At 43.0% G+C, this 16,411-nt stretch carries 17 protein-coding genes; 13 read left to right on the top strand and 4 right to left on the bottom strand.

From position 1 onward, the window contains the following. The first annotated feature begins 12 nt into the window (after positions 1-12). From ACEN82_RS02855 to ACEN82_RS02835, 5 genes are all read left to right on the top strand, one after another. Positions 13-882, top strand: coding sequence for a carbon-nitrogen hydrolase (locus tag ACEN82_RS02855; RefSeq protein ID WP_413323049.1), 870 nt, complete (start codon positions 13-15; stop codon positions 880-882). 51 nt (positions 883-933) lie between these two features. Beyond that, a complete protein-coding gene (locus ACEN82_RS02850) occupies positions 934-1,287 on the top strand; it encodes a four helix bundle protein (protein ID WP_413323048.1) in 354 nt (117 codons plus the stop codon). Positions 1,288-1,298: 11 nt separating this feature from the next. Then, positions 1,299-2,396 (top strand): agmatine deiminase family protein, encoded by a 1,098-nt coding sequence (locus ACEN82_RS02845; protein WP_413323047.1) that lies wholly within the window; start codon positions 1,299-1,301, stop codon positions 2,394-2,396. Between the two features lie 347 nt (positions 2,397-2,743). Continuing rightward, a complete protein-coding gene (locus ACEN82_RS02840; RefSeq protein WP_495644001.1) occupies positions 2,744-3,751 on the top strand; it encodes an IS110 family RNA-guided transposase in 1,008 nt (335 codons plus the stop codon). A gap of 318 nt (positions 3,752-4,069) precedes the next feature. Then, entirely contained in the window at positions 4,070-4,477 is a 408-nt protein-coding gene (locus ACEN82_RS02835) for a LiaF transmembrane domain-containing protein (RefSeq protein ID WP_090528441.1), read from the top strand. An 84-nt stretch (positions 4,478-4,561) separates the two neighbouring features. Here ACEN82_RS02835 and ACEN82_RS02830 read toward each other — a convergent pair whose 3' ends face one another. Next, a complete protein-coding gene (locus ACEN82_RS02830) occupies positions 4,562-5,704 on the bottom strand; it encodes a hypothetical protein (protein WP_413322485.1) in 1,143 nt (380 codons plus the stop codon). Between the two features lie 31 nt (positions 5,705-5,735). Further along, on the bottom strand, positions 5,736-5,873 hold the full coding sequence (locus ACEN82_RS02825) for a hypothetical protein (protein WP_413322486.1): 138 nt from the start codon (positions 5,871-5,873) through the stop codon (positions 5,736-5,738). Positions 5,874-5,923: 50 nt separating this feature from the next. Between ACEN82_RS02825 and ACEN82_RS02820 the strand changes: the two genes are divergently transcribed. The 6 genes from ACEN82_RS02820 to ACEN82_RS02795 all read left to right on the top strand — a co-directional run bounded on the left by ACEN82_RS02820 (position 5,924) and on the right by ACEN82_RS02795 (position 11,218). Then, positions 5,924-6,778 (top strand): LiaF transmembrane domain-containing protein, encoded by an 855-nt coding sequence (locus ACEN82_RS02820; protein ID WP_413322487.1) that lies wholly within the window; start codon positions 5,924-5,926, stop codon positions 6,776-6,778. A gap of 36 nt (positions 6,779-6,814) precedes the next feature. After that, the gene (locus tag ACEN82_RS02815; protein ID WP_090528450.1) at positions 6,815-7,150 is read left to right on the top strand and encodes a DUF4288 domain-containing protein; all 336 of its coding nucleotides are present in this window, start codon (positions 6,815-6,817) and stop codon (positions 7,148-7,150) included. A 27-nt stretch (positions 7,151-7,177) separates the two neighbouring features. Beyond that, on the top strand, positions 7,178-8,212 hold the full coding sequence (locus ACEN82_RS02810) for a sensor histidine kinase (RefSeq protein WP_243770595.1): 1,035 nt from the start codon (positions 7,178-7,180) through the stop codon (positions 8,210-8,212). Then, positions 8,209-8,955: a LytR/AlgR family response regulator transcription factor gene (locus ACEN82_RS02805; RefSeq protein ID WP_091166727.1), complete on the top strand. Its 747-nt coding sequence runs from the start codon at positions 8,209-8,211 to the stop codon at positions 8,953-8,955. The genes ACEN82_RS02810 and ACEN82_RS02805 overlap by 4 nt, the downstream gene beginning before the upstream one ends. Positions 8,956-9,172: 217 nt before the next feature. Next, entirely contained in the window at positions 9,173-9,877 is a 705-nt protein-coding gene (locus ACEN82_RS02800; protein ID WP_413322488.1) for a L,D-transpeptidase family protein, read from the top strand. A 297-nt stretch (positions 9,878-10,174) separates the two neighbouring features. After that, on the top strand, positions 10,175-11,218 hold the full coding sequence (locus ACEN82_RS02795) for a ligand-binding sensor domain-containing protein (RefSeq protein WP_413322489.1): 1,044 nt from the start codon (positions 10,175-10,177) through the stop codon (positions 11,216-11,218). 44 nt (positions 11,219-11,262) lie between these two features. On the opposite strand, the gene ACEN82_RS02790 is transcribed toward ACEN82_RS02795, so the two are convergent. Then, complete coding sequence (locus ACEN82_RS02790; protein WP_413322490.1) at positions 11,263-12,153, bottom strand: flavin reductase family protein; 891 nt, start codon at positions 12,151-12,153, stop codon at positions 11,263-11,265. A 131-nt stretch (positions 12,154-12,284) separates the two neighbouring features. Further along, positions 12,285-13,280, bottom strand: a complete 996-nt coding sequence (locus ACEN82_RS02785) for a fumarylacetoacetate hydrolase family protein (RefSeq protein ID WP_091166719.1) — start codon at positions 13,278-13,280, stop codon at positions 12,285-12,287. Positions 13,281-13,999: 719 nt separating this feature from the next. On the opposite strand from ACEN82_RS02785, the gene ACEN82_RS02780 reads away from it, so the two are divergent. Both ACEN82_RS02780 and hppD read left to right on the top strand, forming a co-directional pair. Next, the gene (locus ACEN82_RS02780; RefSeq protein WP_413322491.1) at positions 14,000-15,157 is read left to right on the top strand and encodes a homogentisate 1,2-dioxygenase; all 1,158 of its coding nucleotides are present in this window, start codon (positions 14,000-14,002) and stop codon (positions 15,155-15,157) included. A 119-nt stretch (positions 15,158-15,276) separates the two neighbouring features. Further along, positions 15,277-16,401: a 4-hydroxyphenylpyruvate dioxygenase gene (gene hppD / locus ACEN82_RS02775; protein ID WP_413322492.1), complete on the top strand. Its 1,125-nt coding sequence runs from the start codon at positions 15,277-15,279 to the stop codon at positions 16,399-16,401. Positions 16,402-16,411: the final 10 nt, after the last annotated feature.

The following is a 16,411-nucleotide window of genomic DNA, read 5'->3' as shown; positions in this document are numbered from 1 at the left end:
AATTTTTTGGAGATGAGTAAAGTAAAAGTTGGTTTAGTACAAATGAGCTGTACTGCTGATAAAGAGCAGAACCTACAGAAAGCAATTGTTAAAGTAAGGGAAGCGGCTGCTAAAGGCGCGCAAATAGTTTGTTTACAGGAACTTTTCACCTCGCTTTACTTTTGCGATGAAGAAGATTACAATAATTTTAAGCTGGCCGAAGCTATTCCCGGCCCGTCAACTGATGAGCTTTCAAAAGTTGCTGCCGAGCTTAACGTGGTGATCATTGCTTCATTGTTTGAAAAACGTGCTCAGGGTGTTTACCATAACACCACCGCTGTGCTTGATGCCGACGGAAGCTATTTAGGCAAATATCGAAAAATGCATATTCCTGATGATCCGGGCTTTTACGAAAAATTTTACTTCACTCCCGGCGATTTAGGTTACAAAGTATTTAACACCAAATTTGCCCGTGTAGGTGTACTGATCTGCTGGGACCAATGGTACCCTGAAGCTGCACGTATCACTGCCTTAATGGGTGCCGATATATTATTTTACCCAACCGCTATTGGCTGGGCTACCACTCAAGACGAAGCTACCAACGTTGAGCAATACAACGCATGGCAAACCATTCAACGTTCGCACGCTGTAGCTAACGGCGTACACGTAGTAAGTGTTAACCGTGTAGGCGAAGAAGCCGGTGTTAAGTTCTGGGGCGGTTCGTTCTTTGCAAATCCGTTCGGTGCTATTATTCACCAAACATCACACGATCAGGAAGAAGTTATAGTACAGGAGCTTGATCTGGATAAATCGGATTACTACCGCAGCCATTGGCCGTTTTTGAGGGATCGTCGCATAGATTCTTATCAGCCGATAACAAAGAGACTTTTAGATGAGGATTAATTTTTTAGTCCGAAAGTCAGCAAGTCCGGGAGTCCGAAAGAAAGAGTTTATATGAGTTTTAAGTTTGAAAAGTTAGTAGTATGGCAAAAAGCTGTCGATCTGTCGGCCGACATCCATGACCTAACCAAAACTTTTCCAAAAAGTGAGTTGTTTATTTTAACATCTCAGATAAAACGGGCTGCGGATTCTGTTTCATTAAATATTGCTGAAGGCTCGACCGGTCAATCAAATGCTGAGTTTAATAAATTTGTCGGTTATGCTTTACGGTCGGATATTGAAGTTGTAGGATGTCTTTATTTAGCACAAAAGCGGAATTTGATATCTGATGAAAATTTTGCAAAACTATATCAGCAATGCGAAGAAATTTTAGCAATGTTGAATGGTTTGCGTAACTCTCTAAAATAATCAATTATTAAATGTCATCCTTAAAAGATATATCAACTAAGTCCTCACTTACGGACTTACAGACTTTCGGACTTTCGGACTCGCCTTTGGCGCAGGGCTTTTCTTTTCCCGCCGAGTGGGCCAAACATACGGCTACCTGGCTTAGCTGGCCTCACAAAGAGGCATCATGGCCGGGCAAGATCGATACCATTTACGCGCCTTACATTGAGTTTATAAAGATTGTTACCGAAGGCGAACTGGTACGTATCAACGTGGTTAATGAGGATATGAAAGCCTCCGTAATTTTCCAGCTGCAAAACGCTGGGGTTGATCTTAACAAAATAGATATCTTTGAATTCCCGACCAATGATGCCTGGTGCCGCGACCACGGTCCGGCGTTTTTGATCAACCCGACTACAAGTCAAAAAGCTATCGTAGACTGGGGTTATAACGCATGGGGCGGCAAATACCCCCCATTTGATCTGGATGACGTAATCCCTACCAAAATAGGTAACCACTTTGGTTTGCCGATATTTAATCCCGGCATAGTAATGGAAGGCGGCTCGGTCGACTTTAACGGCAAAGGCACTATTTTAACTACCACTGCCTGCCTGCTCAACAAAAACCGCAACCCGCAGCTTAACCAGCAGCAGATTGAAAGCTACCTGCAAAACTATTACGGCGCAGAGCAGATCCTTTGGCTGGGCGATGGAATTGTTGGCGATGATACCGACGGCCATATCGACGACATCACCCGCTTTGTAAATGAAGATACCGTAGTTACCGTTGTGGAGGAAGATAAGAACGATGAAAACTATCACCTGCTACAGGAAAACCTCGAAACGCTGAAAACCATGCGCCTGCTTAACGGCAAACAACTTAACATTATTGAGCTGCCAATGCCCGACGCGGTAATTTATGAAGACACCCGCTTACCGGCCTCTTACGCTAATTTTTATATAGCTAACTCGGCCGTGATTGTGCCTACTTACCGTTCAAAGAACGATGATAAAGCGCTTGATATATTAACCAAATGCTTTTCCGACCGCAAGGTTGTAGGCATTGACAGTACCGACATTATCTGGGGCCTCGGCAGTTTCCACTGCCTCAGCCAGCAGGAACCGGAATAAAAACCTCACCCTGCCCTCTCCAAAGGAGAGGGTTCTTTTTTAATCAAAAAATGTCATTTCCTTTAGATTAGCTTCAACAAAATAATAAGGGTTATTATTATTGTTGAAGCTTTCTTTTTGCTTCTTTTTCTTTGTTAATAACCTTAGATTTTGTGGATAAAGTTAACAGCGGTAAAGGCGCATTATTGTCATTTCCAGGCTTGTAGGCCTATCGTTCGATTTACTCCTTTACCGCTTGTTTTAAACTGTGGCATCAAATAGAAATTAGAGTTTACGAGGCTCATTAGTAAGGAATTGATGTAGTTTAAAACATGTTAACTGTTTACTAACATAAACAGGGTAAAGATATGGAATTTGAATTTTTCATTGGCATCGATGTGTCCAAAAACGAATTGGACTTTGCTGTCCAGCAAGGCAGCCGGTTTTTATTCCACCAGGAAATTGCTAACGCTCCGGCAGCAATCAATACATTTCTCAAGGAGTTGGGAAAGCTTCTTGGGTTCAGCCTAAGCAAAGCTATTTTCTGCATGGAGCATACTGGTATTTATAACAACCATGCTTTGGCTTGCCTACATAAAAAGAAGGCACACATTTGCTTAGAAGCAGCTACCCAGATCAAGAACTCATTAGGGAATATCCGGGGCAAGAATGACAAGGTAGATGCCATGCGCATCGCCTGGTATGCTTATAAGGAGCGGGAAGGACTGCGTTTATGGGAGCCTAAGCGCGAAGCTGTGCAGCAACTTGCCCATCTTGCAGCTACCCGGTTACGGTTAATAACTGTTAAAAAACAGTTGAAAGTGCCACTAAAAGAGCATGTATCTTTTAGTACCAGCAAAACCAGCAAGCAGAACATACAAGCCTGTAGCCATTCCTTAAAGGCGATCGAAGGGGACATAGCCAGGACAGAGCGGGCTATTGAGGAAATTATTAAAGCGGACAAAGAATTAACCCGGATATTCAAACTGGCAACTTCAGTAAGTGGCATTGGCAAAGTAACCGCCGTACAGGTCATTGTTACTACCAATGAATTCAAGGATATTAGCGACCCTAAAAAGTTCGCTTGCTATTCAGGCGTAGCACCGTTTACAGATGACTCCGGTAAGCTTATTAAAAAGGCAAGGGTATCGCATATGGCCAACAAAAAAGTCAAAACGCTCCTACATCTTGCCGCTATAGTTGCCATACAGCATAACCAAGATCTAAAACGCTTTTACGAACGTAAGGTATTGCAGGAGAAAAAGAATAAAATGAGTGTCATTAATGCAGTTAGGAACAAACTCATATTACGCCTTTTCGCCTGCGTCAACCAAAACAGACCTTACGAAAAAAATTATCAAAAATTAGTTGCTTAAATCATAGAAATCGATAGAGCTGCGCAGGTGCGGGCAATGGCGCGAAAGAGAAATCTTATGCGCCATATATCTCACAGCAAGGTGTATAAGATTTCTCCTCACACCACCCCATGCCCCCACCGGTTCGTCGAAATGACAATTTGATTTTTGAATAAGAACCTACTCCTTCTTTTCTTGCTTCTGTGATCTTGACTTCTTGACTCTACCTTTCACCGCCTTTATCCCCTACTTTACCGACATCTCCCCTTACATCGCCAACAATTGATTGACCCGCCTGCCCTGTTGCTGTAGTTTTGGGTAACATTAAAACTTAAAGCGATGAACAACGATATAATAAACACCGAAAACAAAAGAAATGGCAAAATCATGTTAGGAATAATTTTACTGGCCGCCGGTGGTTTATTTCTGATAGATCAGCTCAATGCCTTCCTTATTCCCGACTGGCTTTTTAGCTGGCCAATGTGGTTCATAGCCTGGGGCGCTTACATGGGTGCCAAACATGACTTTAAAAAACCATCATGGATCTTTATGATACTGTTAGGCATCATATTCCTGGTAAATGATAACGTTTATAACGCCGACCGCATAACCTGGCCAATTGCATTGATGCTGCTTGGTACCTGGATAGCCATCAAACCGGCCAAACAAACCGACCGGGACTTCTGGGAAAAGAACGAAAAAGCTAAACAACACTTCGACTTTGAACAACCCAAAACCGAAGCTTAAACTCAATCATCCATCATATATCAAAGCCGGGGCATTTTTAAAAAGCTCCGGCTTTTTGTTTGTCCTCCCATCGATTTAAAAATATTATAAGTCGACATAAAACCATGGCATTTTAAAAAGTCCCTTTTTCTCCATTACACGCACCGTTGAGCCAACACTTGTATGGTAATAAAAAGATTTGGGAACTATAATATATTCCGCTTCGTGATGATCCCCCCAACTATCTATCCGGATATGATAATTAGTTGCATGCTTATAGGAGATAAATTTATCGGTTACAGTTGTAGAATAGATTTGAGCACTTGACTTATCAAAAGAACAATTAACATTGGCTACTACCCCTATAGCATAAGCTGCTGAAAATATAATCATTAGTAAAAATTGCCCGATACGTGAACTATATGTGTTATTAAATCCTTTCACTGCTAATACTCCGAGAATAACTGAACCTAAAATCAGACTTGGAACAGTTAATTTATCATAGTTAGTTATGTGATAATAATTCAGAGATTTTAAAACCAATAATAATACTCCGAGATATAAGCCCGGCATTACATTGTTATAAGCGCTGTTTCTTTTAGAAATTAATGTTACAAGCCCCTTACTGAAATAAATAATCGAAATACCAATTAAAGGAAAAACCAATAATATTGCATCAGCCGCGCTGGTATCCCTCAGAAAAAACAAGAACAATACAAAAAGTACAAACCCAACAAAGTTGTATATCCCCGATAACCGTGTTATTGCTTTAAACTTGTCTGTCCTCTCCCCTTCGCTATATCCCAAATTAGCATTATTTATTATATCATTTTTCTCCTTTTCGTAATCTTCTTTATTTAAATCCTTAAGATTAGTGCGCAACCAAGAGGTTAGGTTATTAAGATTCCCGATGCTTGAATAGTCGCGAATTTTTATTTTGGAATAGCCTGCTTCTACAGGCTCAATAACAATTACCTTATTGTTAATCCTGAAACCTTTAATATCAGCACGCAAAAGCTCTTTGGTACCAAATACGGTCGTTCTTACAATACTGTAATCAGATATTATAAGCTTACTTTTAAATTGGTTTATTAATGTTACCACACCTCCCGTTCCAAATACAACGGGGAATATAATAAGTCCATTAGTCGGTTTAGTTAGCAGGAATAATGAAAAAACAATTGCTGATGTCCCCATTGCTCCATAAAAAATTCGCCAGTATAGCGATATAGTGTATTCCTGTTTCATTTTTTAATATGATAAAGTTTAGTATGGTTATTTACTGATAAAAAACCGTCACAACATACAAATTTTTATTTTTGCCGGATGTTAAAAAATCAACCGCAACTTTTTCACCGCCAAAACATCCCCACTCACCGATTTCTTTAAATACATCGCCAGTTTTTGTTTGGCTCAACTATAATGTTACCTTAGTTTTGGATATGATTTTAATTTGCAGATAATACAATGAACAACGATATAGAACATCCAAAAGATCCCAACAAAGGCAAATCTGTTGCCGGGATCATTTTACTTGCTGTAGGCAGCATACTGCTGCTTCAGCAATTCCGAATTTTTTTCATACCCGCTCATCTTTCCCTGTGGCCTTTATGGCTTATTTTCTGGGGGATATACATAGGTGCAAAGCATAATTACAAAAAAGCATCGTGGGTATTGCTGGTAGCTTTAGGTACTGTATTCCTGATCACCCAAAACATTAACAACTCCGATCGGATAGTGGGTCCCTTAGCTGTAATTGGATTTGGTATGTGGCTGATATTAAGGCGCAACAAACATTTTGATCCGCAGCAATGGAAAAACGATTTCAAAGGAGAAAAATGGACCAACTGGGATAAAAAAGAGCCGTTTCAATTTGAGAAAGCCGAAACTGTTGACTATACCGTAAAAGAAGAAGGCGCCGAGATCCCCCCGGTTGATCCTTACGCTCAAAAACAGCAGCAATACAACACCAAATATTCCGGCGACGATTATATCGATACCGTATCCATCTTTGGCGGGGTTAACAAAACTATTCTTTCCAAGCAATTTCGCGGCGGCGATATCGTAAACATATTTGGCGGTGCCGAACTTGATTTTACACAGGCAGATATTAACGGCCGTATTATCATAGACATTACCCAAATCTTCGGCGGCACCAAAATTATTGTGCCATCAAACTGGCAGGTAGTATCTGACCTGGCGGCGGTTTTTGCCAGTGTTGATGATAAGCGCATCAGGAGCACCGCAAGTGTAGGCAGCGAGAAGGTGCTGGTACTTAAAGGGGTATCCATATTTGCGGGTGTAGATATCCGCAGTTATTAATTAATCAAGGCAGCTAATTACGAAAAGCATAAAAACATGAACTGGTACGTAGCAAAATTAGTTTTCAGGGTGATAAGCGGGGATGGTGACCATCAGGCGCAATTTGATGAGCAATTAAGATTGATCAGCGCAGATAATGAACTGGTGGCTTATGAAAAAGCTAACCGGATTGGTCACGCCAACCAGGATAGCTTCAAGAATATTGAAAAGCAAACCGTTAAATGGCAATTTATTGATGTAGCCGAGCTTAACCAGCTTGGTGAACTTACCGACGGCGCCGAATTGTATTACAACATACATGAAACACCCGATGCCGACCTGTACATTGCCTGGGCGCATCATAAGTCGGCCTTATTGGGCATCAGAAATTAAAACTTAAACCACAGAAAGCAACCTGTTTTGGAAGTTCCATCAATACAAACATCAAAACTATATGCGGCATTTGTAATATGCGGCCTGGTTTGGGCTGCGTTACAAACATATATCATTCATAGTTTTGGTTTTTTATGGTTCACCGCCGCAACAGATGGCCTGTTGAGCGCTGTATTGCTTTCATGTGCCTGCTGGCTTATCAACAATAACTTACGCTACTACCAGCCGGGTAAGGGCAGCTATATTAACCTGTTTATCTGGTGCGTTGCACTCGCGGGGATCTGCACCGCCGGTTGCCGTTACCTGTTACCGCTCATTAACAGCGACACGATTTACACCGGTTTCCTGGCCCAGTCGTTAACCATCCGCTTTTTTACCGACTTTTTAGCCATCGGATGGATGGCCATGATCAGCTTACTGTGGTTTTCACAGCTCGACCAGAAAGAAACCCTGAAACGCAAAACCGAAGCCGAGCAGTTGGCCCGCGAGGCCGAATTATATAATTTGAGGCAGCAACTACAGCCCCACTTCCTGTTTAACAGCTTAAATTCCATCAACGCGCTTATTGGCTTTAAACCAGATGAGGCCCGCAGGATGATCCACCAGTTATCCGACTTTTTGCGCGGAACACTTAAAAAGGACGATCAGCTGCAGGTTAGCCTTACCGAGGAATTGGCACATCTTAATTTATACCTCGATATAGAAAAAGTACGCTTTGGCCACCGTTTACAAACCGAAATAAGCTGCGACCCCAAATGCGGAAGTGCCATATTACCATCCATGCTGTTACAGCCTTTGGTTGAAAATGCCATTAAATTTGGCCTGTACGACACCATAGGCGAAGTTACAGTGAGCATTCGCGGTGAAATTGAGGATGGCTACCTGAACTTAATGGTACAGAACCCTTACGATCCGCAAACATCTAAACCAAAAAAAGGTACAGGTTTTGGTTTGCGGGGAGTGCAACGGCGATTATATTTGCTGTATGCCCGCAATGATTTAATGGAAACCCATGCGAGCGATGATCTGTACACTACCATTATAAAAATACCGCAACTATGAAGCGAGCTTTAATTATTGATGATGAACCTTTAGCCCGCATGGTTGTAAGGGAATACCTGCTTGATTTTAAAGACATTGAACTGATACAGGAATGCAACGACGGCTTTGAAGGCCTCAAAGCCATTCAGCAGCATCAGCCCGACCTGGTCTTTTTAGATATCCAGATGCCCAAAATTACCGGCTTCGAAATGCTTGAACTGGTTGAACAGCCCCCTGCCGTAATATTTGCTACCGCATTTGACGAATACGCCATCAAAGCTTTTGAAGCCCACGCGGTTGATTATTTATTAAAACCCTTCAGCAAAGAACGGTTTAATAAAGCGGTTGAAAAATTCCTGGCTTCAGCCACGCCAAAACCTGCTGTTAAACAAACGGAAGAGTTGCTGGAAACTGCCGCTACCCAGTCGCCCGCCCAGCATGAGCGTATTGTGGTTAAAACCGGCACCAAGGTAAAGATCATCCCCGTTGCCGATGTTGAGTATTTGCAGGCTGATGATGATTATGTAAGTGTGATCACCAAAGAAGGCTCGTACCTCAAAAACAAAACCATGAGTTTTTTTGAGCAAACCCTTGATCCTAATCATTTTGTTCGTGTTCATCGTTCCTACATCGTAGCCATACAACAAATCACCCGTATCGACCCATACGAAAAAGACGCACACCTGGCCATCCTGAAATCAGGCGCTAAAATCCCGGTAAGTAAAACAGGGTATGTGAAGTTGAAGCAGGTGTTGGGGATATAGAACCAACTGCTTATAACAAAAAAATGTCATTGCGAGGAGGGACGACGAAGCAATCGCATGCTATACAGAGCGGCTATGCATCCGTGCGATTGCCGCGCTGCGCTCGCAATGACATGGAGATTATAACCTGCATTTTTTGCCAATAAAAAATCGTCCTTCCCACATAATTTCCTTCCAACAATTCCGTTAACTATAATTATAGTTAAAAACCTAACCAATGCCTAAACCAATTACGTTGTTGTTGCTGATTCTATTATTAGCACTTCACAAAACCGAAATCCCCGACAGCAAACGGGCCACCGATGTACGTCTTAAAATATGGCCTAAACTTCAAAAAGAGCTTAAAGATAAAGGCATTGCCCCCTATGGCTCAGTGTACCTCCGTATCATTAAAGACATCAGTGTACTTGAAGTATGGGTAAAATCGGCTAATAAATACCAGCTCTTTAAAACTTATGACGTATGCACCTATTCAGGCGGGTTAGGTACCAAAACCCGCAGCGGCGACGGTAAAAGCCCGGAAGGCTTATATACCATAGAGCCCAAACAACTTAACCCGGTAAGCAACTATTACCTGGCTATTAATGTAGGCTATCCTAATGCCATTGATAAAGCTAAAGGTTATACCGGCAGCGCCATCATGGTACATGGGCACTGTGCTTCTATAGGTTGCTATGCCATGACCGATGCCCGGATAGAAGAAATTTATACCCTGGTTTACGAGGCATTTGTAGCAGGCCAAAAGCAAGTCCGTGTTGATATTTTCCCTTTCCGGATGGATGATGCAAACTTAAAGCGCTATGCGGCTTACAAACAGGATGCCTTTTGGCGCAACCTCAAACCGGCTTACGAATTATTTGAAAAACGACAGCTACCAGTTGATTATCATCTTAAAGGGAAGGAATACGCATATTACCGTTGATTTTTTTGATTATGCGGATGGGGCTCAAATATTTAGCTTGTGATCGGTGTTATCACCAGAAGTATTCGAAAGATTTTTAATTCCCTCGCTTTTTCTATTTCTTCCGAACACTTCTGGCGTTAACACACGCTTAATGTCAATCCGAACAAGTATCTGCACATCCTCCGGGAGAGGAAATTTCGGCCACCAGGCATAACATGGAGACTTTATTTACAAAGTTTACATTTTTATTTACAATCCTGGTTCTTCTGACAGTAAGGTATCAAAGTAATTTCGCTGGATCAACTTTGATATGATATGAAAAATAAAAGAAACGTTCTGTCCTGCCTGATTATACTGCTGGCAGGAGTAATTTATTTCCCCGCACAGGCCCGGCAAAAGCATGCCGAAAACGTAACCCCTTTCGCCGGACCTAACCGAATCACCCGTAATATCATACAAGATAAAAAAGGCAACATTTGGATTGCTGCATTTGATGGTATTTTTCGGTACGATGGGAAATCCTTTACCAATATCACAAGTAAAGTGAGTTCGGCCCGTTTTTTTTCTGTTTTAGAAGATAAGAAGGGCAACTTGTGGTTTGGCTCTATCGGTTCAGGTGTTTACCGTTACGACGGGAAATCCTTTCGTAATTTTACAATAAAGGATGGCCTTCTCAATAATGATGTGGTAAGTATTTATGAAGATAAAAAAGGCAGCATCTGGTTTGGCGTTTGGGGTGGAGCAAGCCGGTATGACGGAATATCATTTCGGAATTATATCATAAACGGATATGGGATGAATGAAGACCCAACAGGGAAAACATTTCCGGATAGGGCACCTCATGAAGTTAATTCAATTATTGAAGACAGAACGGGCAAGCTTTGGTTTGCAACAAGAGGCAACACCTTTGTGTACGACGGTAAAATATTTAACGTTTTCAGCCGTAATGGCAAACCTTTTACCAATGTTCGTTCTGTAATGGAAGATAAAAAGGGCAATATCTGGCTCGCCGGCAGCGATGGACTGTGGCGCTACAATGGTAGGTCATTTACCAATTTCACCCGGAAATTTGCTGGTTATGTTTACGAAGATAAAAAAGGAAACATTTGGACGAGTTCAGAAAGTGCTGATAACCCCAACAGGATACTTTCTGGTTTTAGCGCTAATACAGCGGCCTGGGCGCTTTCCCGTTACGATGAAAAATCCTTGTCTGATAAAAAGCCATCAGTAACCGAAATAACTAATAAGCCAATGGTTTTTGGGATTTTAGAAGATGATAAAGGAAATATTTGGTTTGGTGCTATAGGTGGAGTGTACCGGTATGATGGAAATACTATAACAGACTTTAAAGGGATGTAGCTGATGATCCGTCCTACACTGGCAGAAGAAAACATATTCAGCTATCATTCCATCAGCAACGCCATCAAAGCCTCTTCAACCCGCTCTTCTTCAAGCAATTGCTTAGCTTTCAAATGTAATTGCAACTCACGGGTCTGGCTGTCGCCGATGGTGGCATCAAGTACTTCTTTTATCTCCGGGGTAAGCGCAAAGGCTTCGATAGCTTCATCGTCGGGTATAGCTTCGAGGTTACCCAATTGCCCGAGGTTGTTACCTGTAAGGATCCTTGAGTTACGGATAGCATAAGGCAGTGCATCAACACCTATACCCATTTTGGTATTGGGTTTGGCTACTTTAAACAGGTTATCTTTAGTAACCCGGCAATACCAGTCGCCGCCAAGCCGGGCAACCAGGTCCATTTTGGCCTGGTTTATTTTGCCATCCGCGTCTAAAACGGCATCATTAATGTGCATCATCTTGATTTCGGCAAGCACAAGATTGCCGGCGCCATTGCCTTGTCCCAATTCAACAACCTCCTTAACTACACATTCCATTTGCACATATGATTCAGCCACGCGTGGCGGTTTTACCAATTGCGATGGCACAGGTGTTAAACCCGATTTAATAAACTCATTAACGCCCTGCGGATATTCCACACTTGAAAGCGAGGTTTGCTGCACCATATCATAATTAACAATATTGATCACGCATTCGGGCACTTCCCTGATATTTTCGAGCGTGTGTTTGGTGGTATTGTCCCTCACCCGGCGCGATGGCGAAAAAATACATATGGGCGGATTAACGCTGAAAATATTAAAGTAACTAAAAGGGCTCAGGTTTACATTCCCGGCCTTGTCAACTGTAGAGGCCAGGCAAATAGGCCGGGGCGCTATTGCAAAATTCAGGTAGCTTTGCAGTTGAACGGGAGAAAGATCGGATATGTTAATGGTTGGCATGGAGGTTGTATCATGATTTCATGTCATTGCGAGGAGGAACGACGCAGCAATCTCGTAGCCAATGCACGACGAACATGCATTGGCTACGAGATTGCCGCGCTTCGCTCGCAATGACATTTTTTTTTATTTTCTTACTTCTTTAACTTCAAGATCGAAAAATTACTATCCGCTTTTTCTATAATATTCCCCAGCATCCCTAAACCGGTAACCTCCATTTCAACCAGATCACCCGGCTGCAGCCATTGTGGTTCATAATCGGCATTATTAAGTACGCCGGTGCCATTCAGTTCAAGAAAACAGCCTGTACCAACCGTTCCTGAGCCAATTACATCACCCGGTAATACATCGCATCCATAGGCAGCACGCTCAATGATCTCGGCAAAGGTCCAGTCCATATCGGCCATATTACCTGCCGATACCTGTTTGCCGTTCACCACGCATTTCATCTCCAGGTTATAGGCATTCCCTGTATGACCAGGTTTTGCAGGTACTTTATATTGCTCCAGTTCGTCGGGCGTTACCAGCCAGGGACCAATCACCGTCGAAAAATCCTTACCCTTTGCCGGGCCAAGGTTCAGCAGCATTTCTTCCATTTGCAGGGTGCGGGCGCTCATATCATTCATGATCATATATCCCGCTATAAAACTATCGGCTTCGGCAGCTGTAATGTTACGTCCTTTTTTATTAAGCACCACCGCCACTTCCAGCTCAAAATCAAGCTTTTGAAAATGATCGGGCATACATTCAATTTCGCCGGGGCCCTGTACAGCGTTATGGTTAGTGAAATAAAATATAGGATACTGATCAAACTCGGGTATCATATCCAGCTTACGGTTACGCCTTGCCGAAGCCACATGCTGACGGAACGCATAACCATCGCGGCATGATGTTGGGTGCGGCACCGGGGCCATCAGCTCAAAAAACAGTTCCTCTTTAGCCTCTATCTTTCCCGACCGGATTTCTTCATTAACCCGCGCCGCGTGTTCCATCAATTCGGGCCCTCCCCATAAAAATTCGTTCATGTTATCAGGGATCAGCTTATCGCAGGAGTTTAAATTGTAGATGTGGCCATTAACAAAAACGCCAAGATGTTCGCGATCTTCGGTTTTATAGGATACTAATTTCATAGAGTAGCTTAATTGGTATAATCAAAGCTAATGATTTTGGTTGAGGGTTTGTTAGATGAATGGTTGATTATTGGAGAGTGAATGGTTGATTAAGTTGATTAGGTGAGTGGTTGCTTGAATAGTTGCGGTTTATGAGGTTGATTAGGTTAGAGGTTACAACTTTCGGGCACCGATCCGCTGGAGCCGATCGGTAACTGTTTCACGGCCTCTGGCCGACGAGATGATGTATACAGGCCAGAGGCCTGGGGATATTGCCACTCGGCTGGGGCCAAGCGGCGGCGTAAATTTCTACAAACCAAACCACTCACCTAATCAACTTAATCAACCATTCACCAAATCCAACCATCCCTACCTAAATTTGCATCCTAAATATAATCCCCCTAACTTAGTATCATGTTACGCGTACAAATGCATTTCCTGTTTTCATTGGGGTTAACCTCCATGAGCGATGCGTCATCCTTCAGGGATGCTGTGCTTGCCAAGATCGTGCTGGCGCAATACTAATTCATCTGTTTTTTGTTGAAAGGTTTTAATGTTGCAAGGTTGGATATTACCTTAAGCTAAGTAGGCGTACGTGTAATTCTGTCTAAACAACGCCCATTAAACTCCTTTCATCAAAACCATCTTCATTTGCTTCTGTTCAATAAATAATAAAGTTTTAATCAGGTAAAACAAACCTTGCAACATTAAAACCTTACAACCAATTAACATTATAAGCCATGCCTCTATATCATAGTTTAGGATCAATTCCGCCTAAGCGGCATACGCAATTCCGTAAGCCCGATGGTAGTTTATATGCCGAAGAGCTGGTGTCAACCGAAGGTTTTTCAAGCCTTTATTCGCTGGTATACCACGCCTACCCGCCCACCATTGTAAAAACCCTTGGCGAGCCATACAGCGTAGAGCCCAAAATAGCACGCGAAAAACACCTGAAGCATACCAGTTTGATAGGGTTTAACATACAACCCGAAGATGATTACCTGCAAAGCCGCAAACCGGTACTGGTAAACAGCGATCTGCATATTTCGCTGGCAGCACCGCGCAAAAGTATGACCGACTATTTTTACAAGAACAGCCAGGCCGATGAGGTAGTTTTCATTCACGAAGGCACAGGCACTTTAAAAACCGGCTTCGGCAATATCAAGTTCCAATACGGCGATTATTTGGTGATCCCCCGTGGCACCATTTACCAGATGGAGTTTGACGGCATGGCTAACCGGCTTTTCATTGTGGAAAGCTTTAGCCCTATCCGGCCGCCAAAACGCTACCGCAACCAATATGGTCAATTGATGGAACATTCTCCTTATTGTGAGCGTGATATCAAACTACCGGCCGATCTGAAAACTTATGATGAACATGGCGATTTCAAGATCCTGATCAAAAAGCAAGGCCTCATTTATCCTTATATCTATGGCACCCATCCTTTTGATTTTATAGGCTGGGATGGTTTCCATTACCCATGGGCATTATCCATCCATGATTTTGAACCCATAACCGGGCGCTTACACCAGCCACCACCGGTACACCAAACCTTTGAGGGTAATAACTTTGTAATCTGCTCCTTTGTGCCTCGCAAGTTTGATTACCATCCGTTGTCTATCCCTGCACCTTATAACCACAGCAATGTAGACAGCGACGAGGTTTTGTACTATGTAGATGGCGATTTCATGAGCCGCAAAAGCGTAGTAAAAGGGCAAATCACCCTGCATCCGGGCGGCATCCCTCATGGCCCGCATCCCGGCTCGGTCGAAAAATCAATAGGCAAAGAATCAACAGATGAGCTGGCGGTGATGATCGACCCGTTCAGGCCGCTGATGCTAACTGAGGATGCCATCAGGATAGAGGATGAAAATTATTATAAAAGCTGGCAATATTAACTACTAATACCATGTCATTGCGAGCGTAGCGCGGCAATCGCACGGAGGCGTATTCGCCCTGTATAGCATGCGATTGCTTCGTCGTTCCTCCTCGCAATGACATATTTAATTCAATTAAAATGACTACTCAAACTTTAGATAAACAACCAACCACAACCGATTTCCTGCCCCTTAACGGCACCGATTATGTGGAATTTTATGTTGGCAACGCCAAACAGGCTGCCCATTACTATAAAAGTGCTTTCGGTTTTCAAAACCTGGCTTATGCCGGCCCCGAAACCGGGGTGCGCGACAGGGCATCATACGTATTACAACAAGGCAAAATCAGGATTGTGCTTACCACTCCCCTGCACTCTGATCACCCTATTGCCGATCATGTTAAAAAACATGGCGATGGCGTAAAAGTATTGGCCCTTTGGGTTGACGACGCCTATGATGCCTTTGAGCAAACCACCAAACGAGGTGCCCAGCCATACCAGCAACCGCAAACCCTGACTGATGAAAACGGCGAAGTACGTACCAGCGGCATTAAATTATACGGCGAAACCGTGCATATGTTCATTGAACGTAAAAACTACAAAGGCTTGTTTTTACCGGGATATCAAAAGCTGGAAAATAATTACAACCCGGCAGATACCGGCCTACTATATGTTGACCATTGCGTGGGCAACGTGGGCTGGCATAAAATGAACGAATGGGTTAACTTTTATGAAGAGGTTTTAGGCTTCCGCAATATCCTCACCTTTGATGATAAAATGATCTCTACTGAGTATTCGGCTTTGATGAGCAAGGTGATGAGCAACGGGAACGGCTATGTAAAATTCCCGATCAATGAACCTGCCGAGGGTAAAAAGAAATCACAGATTGAAGAATACCTTGAATTTTATGAGGATGAAGGTGTACAGCACCTGGCCCTTGCAACGCATGATATTGTAGCCACCGTTACCGAGCTGCAGAATCGTGGCGTTGAGTTCTTAACCGTGCCTTCAACCTATTATGATGACCTGATCGACCGCGTTGGCCACATTGATGAAGACCTTGAGCCATTAAAACGCTTAGGTATATTGGTCGATCGTGATGACGAAGGATACCTGTTGCAGATCTTCACCAAGCCTGTTGAAGACCGGCCAACCCTGTTCTTTGAAATTATTCAGCGCAAGGGTGCCAAATCATTCGGTGCCGGTAATTTTAAAGCCCTATTTGAGGCCATTGAACGTGAGCAGGAAGCGAGAGGAAATCTTTGATTTCGGATTT

Source organism: Mucilaginibacter sp. Mucisp73 (assembly GCF_059491465.1).
Note: the sequence above shows the minus strand (reverse complement) of the source record. Positions and strands in the feature narration are given on the sequence as shown.

What these genes read in the sequence shown, in the direction of transcription:
- ACEN82_RS02830 (WP_413322485.1), bottom strand. Translation starts at nt 5,704, where the DNA reads ATGAAACAGGAATACACTATATCGCTATACTGGCGAATTTTTTATGGA.
- ACEN82_RS02815 (WP_090528450.1), top strand. Translation starts at nt 6,815, where the DNA reads ATGAACTGGTACGTAGCAAAATTAGTTTTCAGGGTGATAAGCGGGGAT.
- ACEN82_RS02845 (WP_413323047.1), top strand. Translation starts at nt 1,299, where the DNA reads ATGTCATCCTTAAAAGATATATCAACTAAGTCCTCACTTACGGACTTA.
- ACEN82_RS02800 (WP_413322488.1), top strand. Translation starts at nt 9,173, where the DNA reads ATGCCTAAACCAATTACGTTGTTGTTGCTGATTCTATTATTAGCACTT.
- ACEN82_RS02840 (WP_495644001.1), top strand. Translation starts at nt 2,744, where the DNA reads ATGGAATTTGAATTTTTCATTGGCATCGATGTGTCCAAAAACGAATTG.
- ACEN82_RS02835 (WP_090528441.1), top strand. Translation starts at nt 4,070, where the DNA reads ATGAACAACGATATAATAAACACCGAAAACAAAAGAAATGGCAAAATC.
- ACEN82_RS02785 (WP_091166719.1), bottom strand. Translation starts at nt 13,280, where the DNA reads ATGAAATTAGTATCCTATAAAACCGAAGATCGCGAACATCTTGGCGTT.
- ACEN82_RS02850 (WP_413323048.1), top strand. Translation starts at nt 934, where the DNA reads ATGAGTTTTAAGTTTGAAAAGTTAGTAGTATGGCAAAAAGCTGTCGAT.
- ACEN82_RS02790 (WP_413322490.1), bottom strand. Translation starts at nt 12,153, where the DNA reads ATGCCAACCATTAACATATCCGATCTTTCTCCCGTTCAACTGCAAAGC.
- hppD (WP_413322492.1), top strand. Translation starts at nt 15,277, where the DNA reads ATGACTACTCAAACTTTAGATAAACAACCAACCACAACCGATTTCCTG.
- ACEN82_RS02795 (WP_413322489.1), top strand. Translation starts at nt 10,175, where the DNA reads ATGAAAAATAAAAGAAACGTTCTGTCCTGCCTGATTATACTGCTGGCA.
- ACEN82_RS02780 (WP_413322491.1), top strand. Translation starts at nt 14,000, where the DNA reads ATGCCTCTATATCATAGTTTAGGATCAATTCCGCCTAAGCGGCATACG.
- ACEN82_RS02820 (WP_413322487.1), top strand. Translation starts at nt 5,924, where the DNA reads ATGAACAACGATATAGAACATCCAAAAGATCCCAACAAAGGCAAATCT.
- ACEN82_RS02805 (WP_091166727.1), top strand. Translation starts at nt 8,209, where the DNA reads ATGAAGCGAGCTTTAATTATTGATGATGAACCTTTAGCCCGCATGGTT.
- ACEN82_RS02855 (WP_413323049.1), top strand. Translation starts at nt 13, where the DNA reads ATGAGTAAAGTAAAAGTTGGTTTAGTACAAATGAGCTGTACTGCTGAT.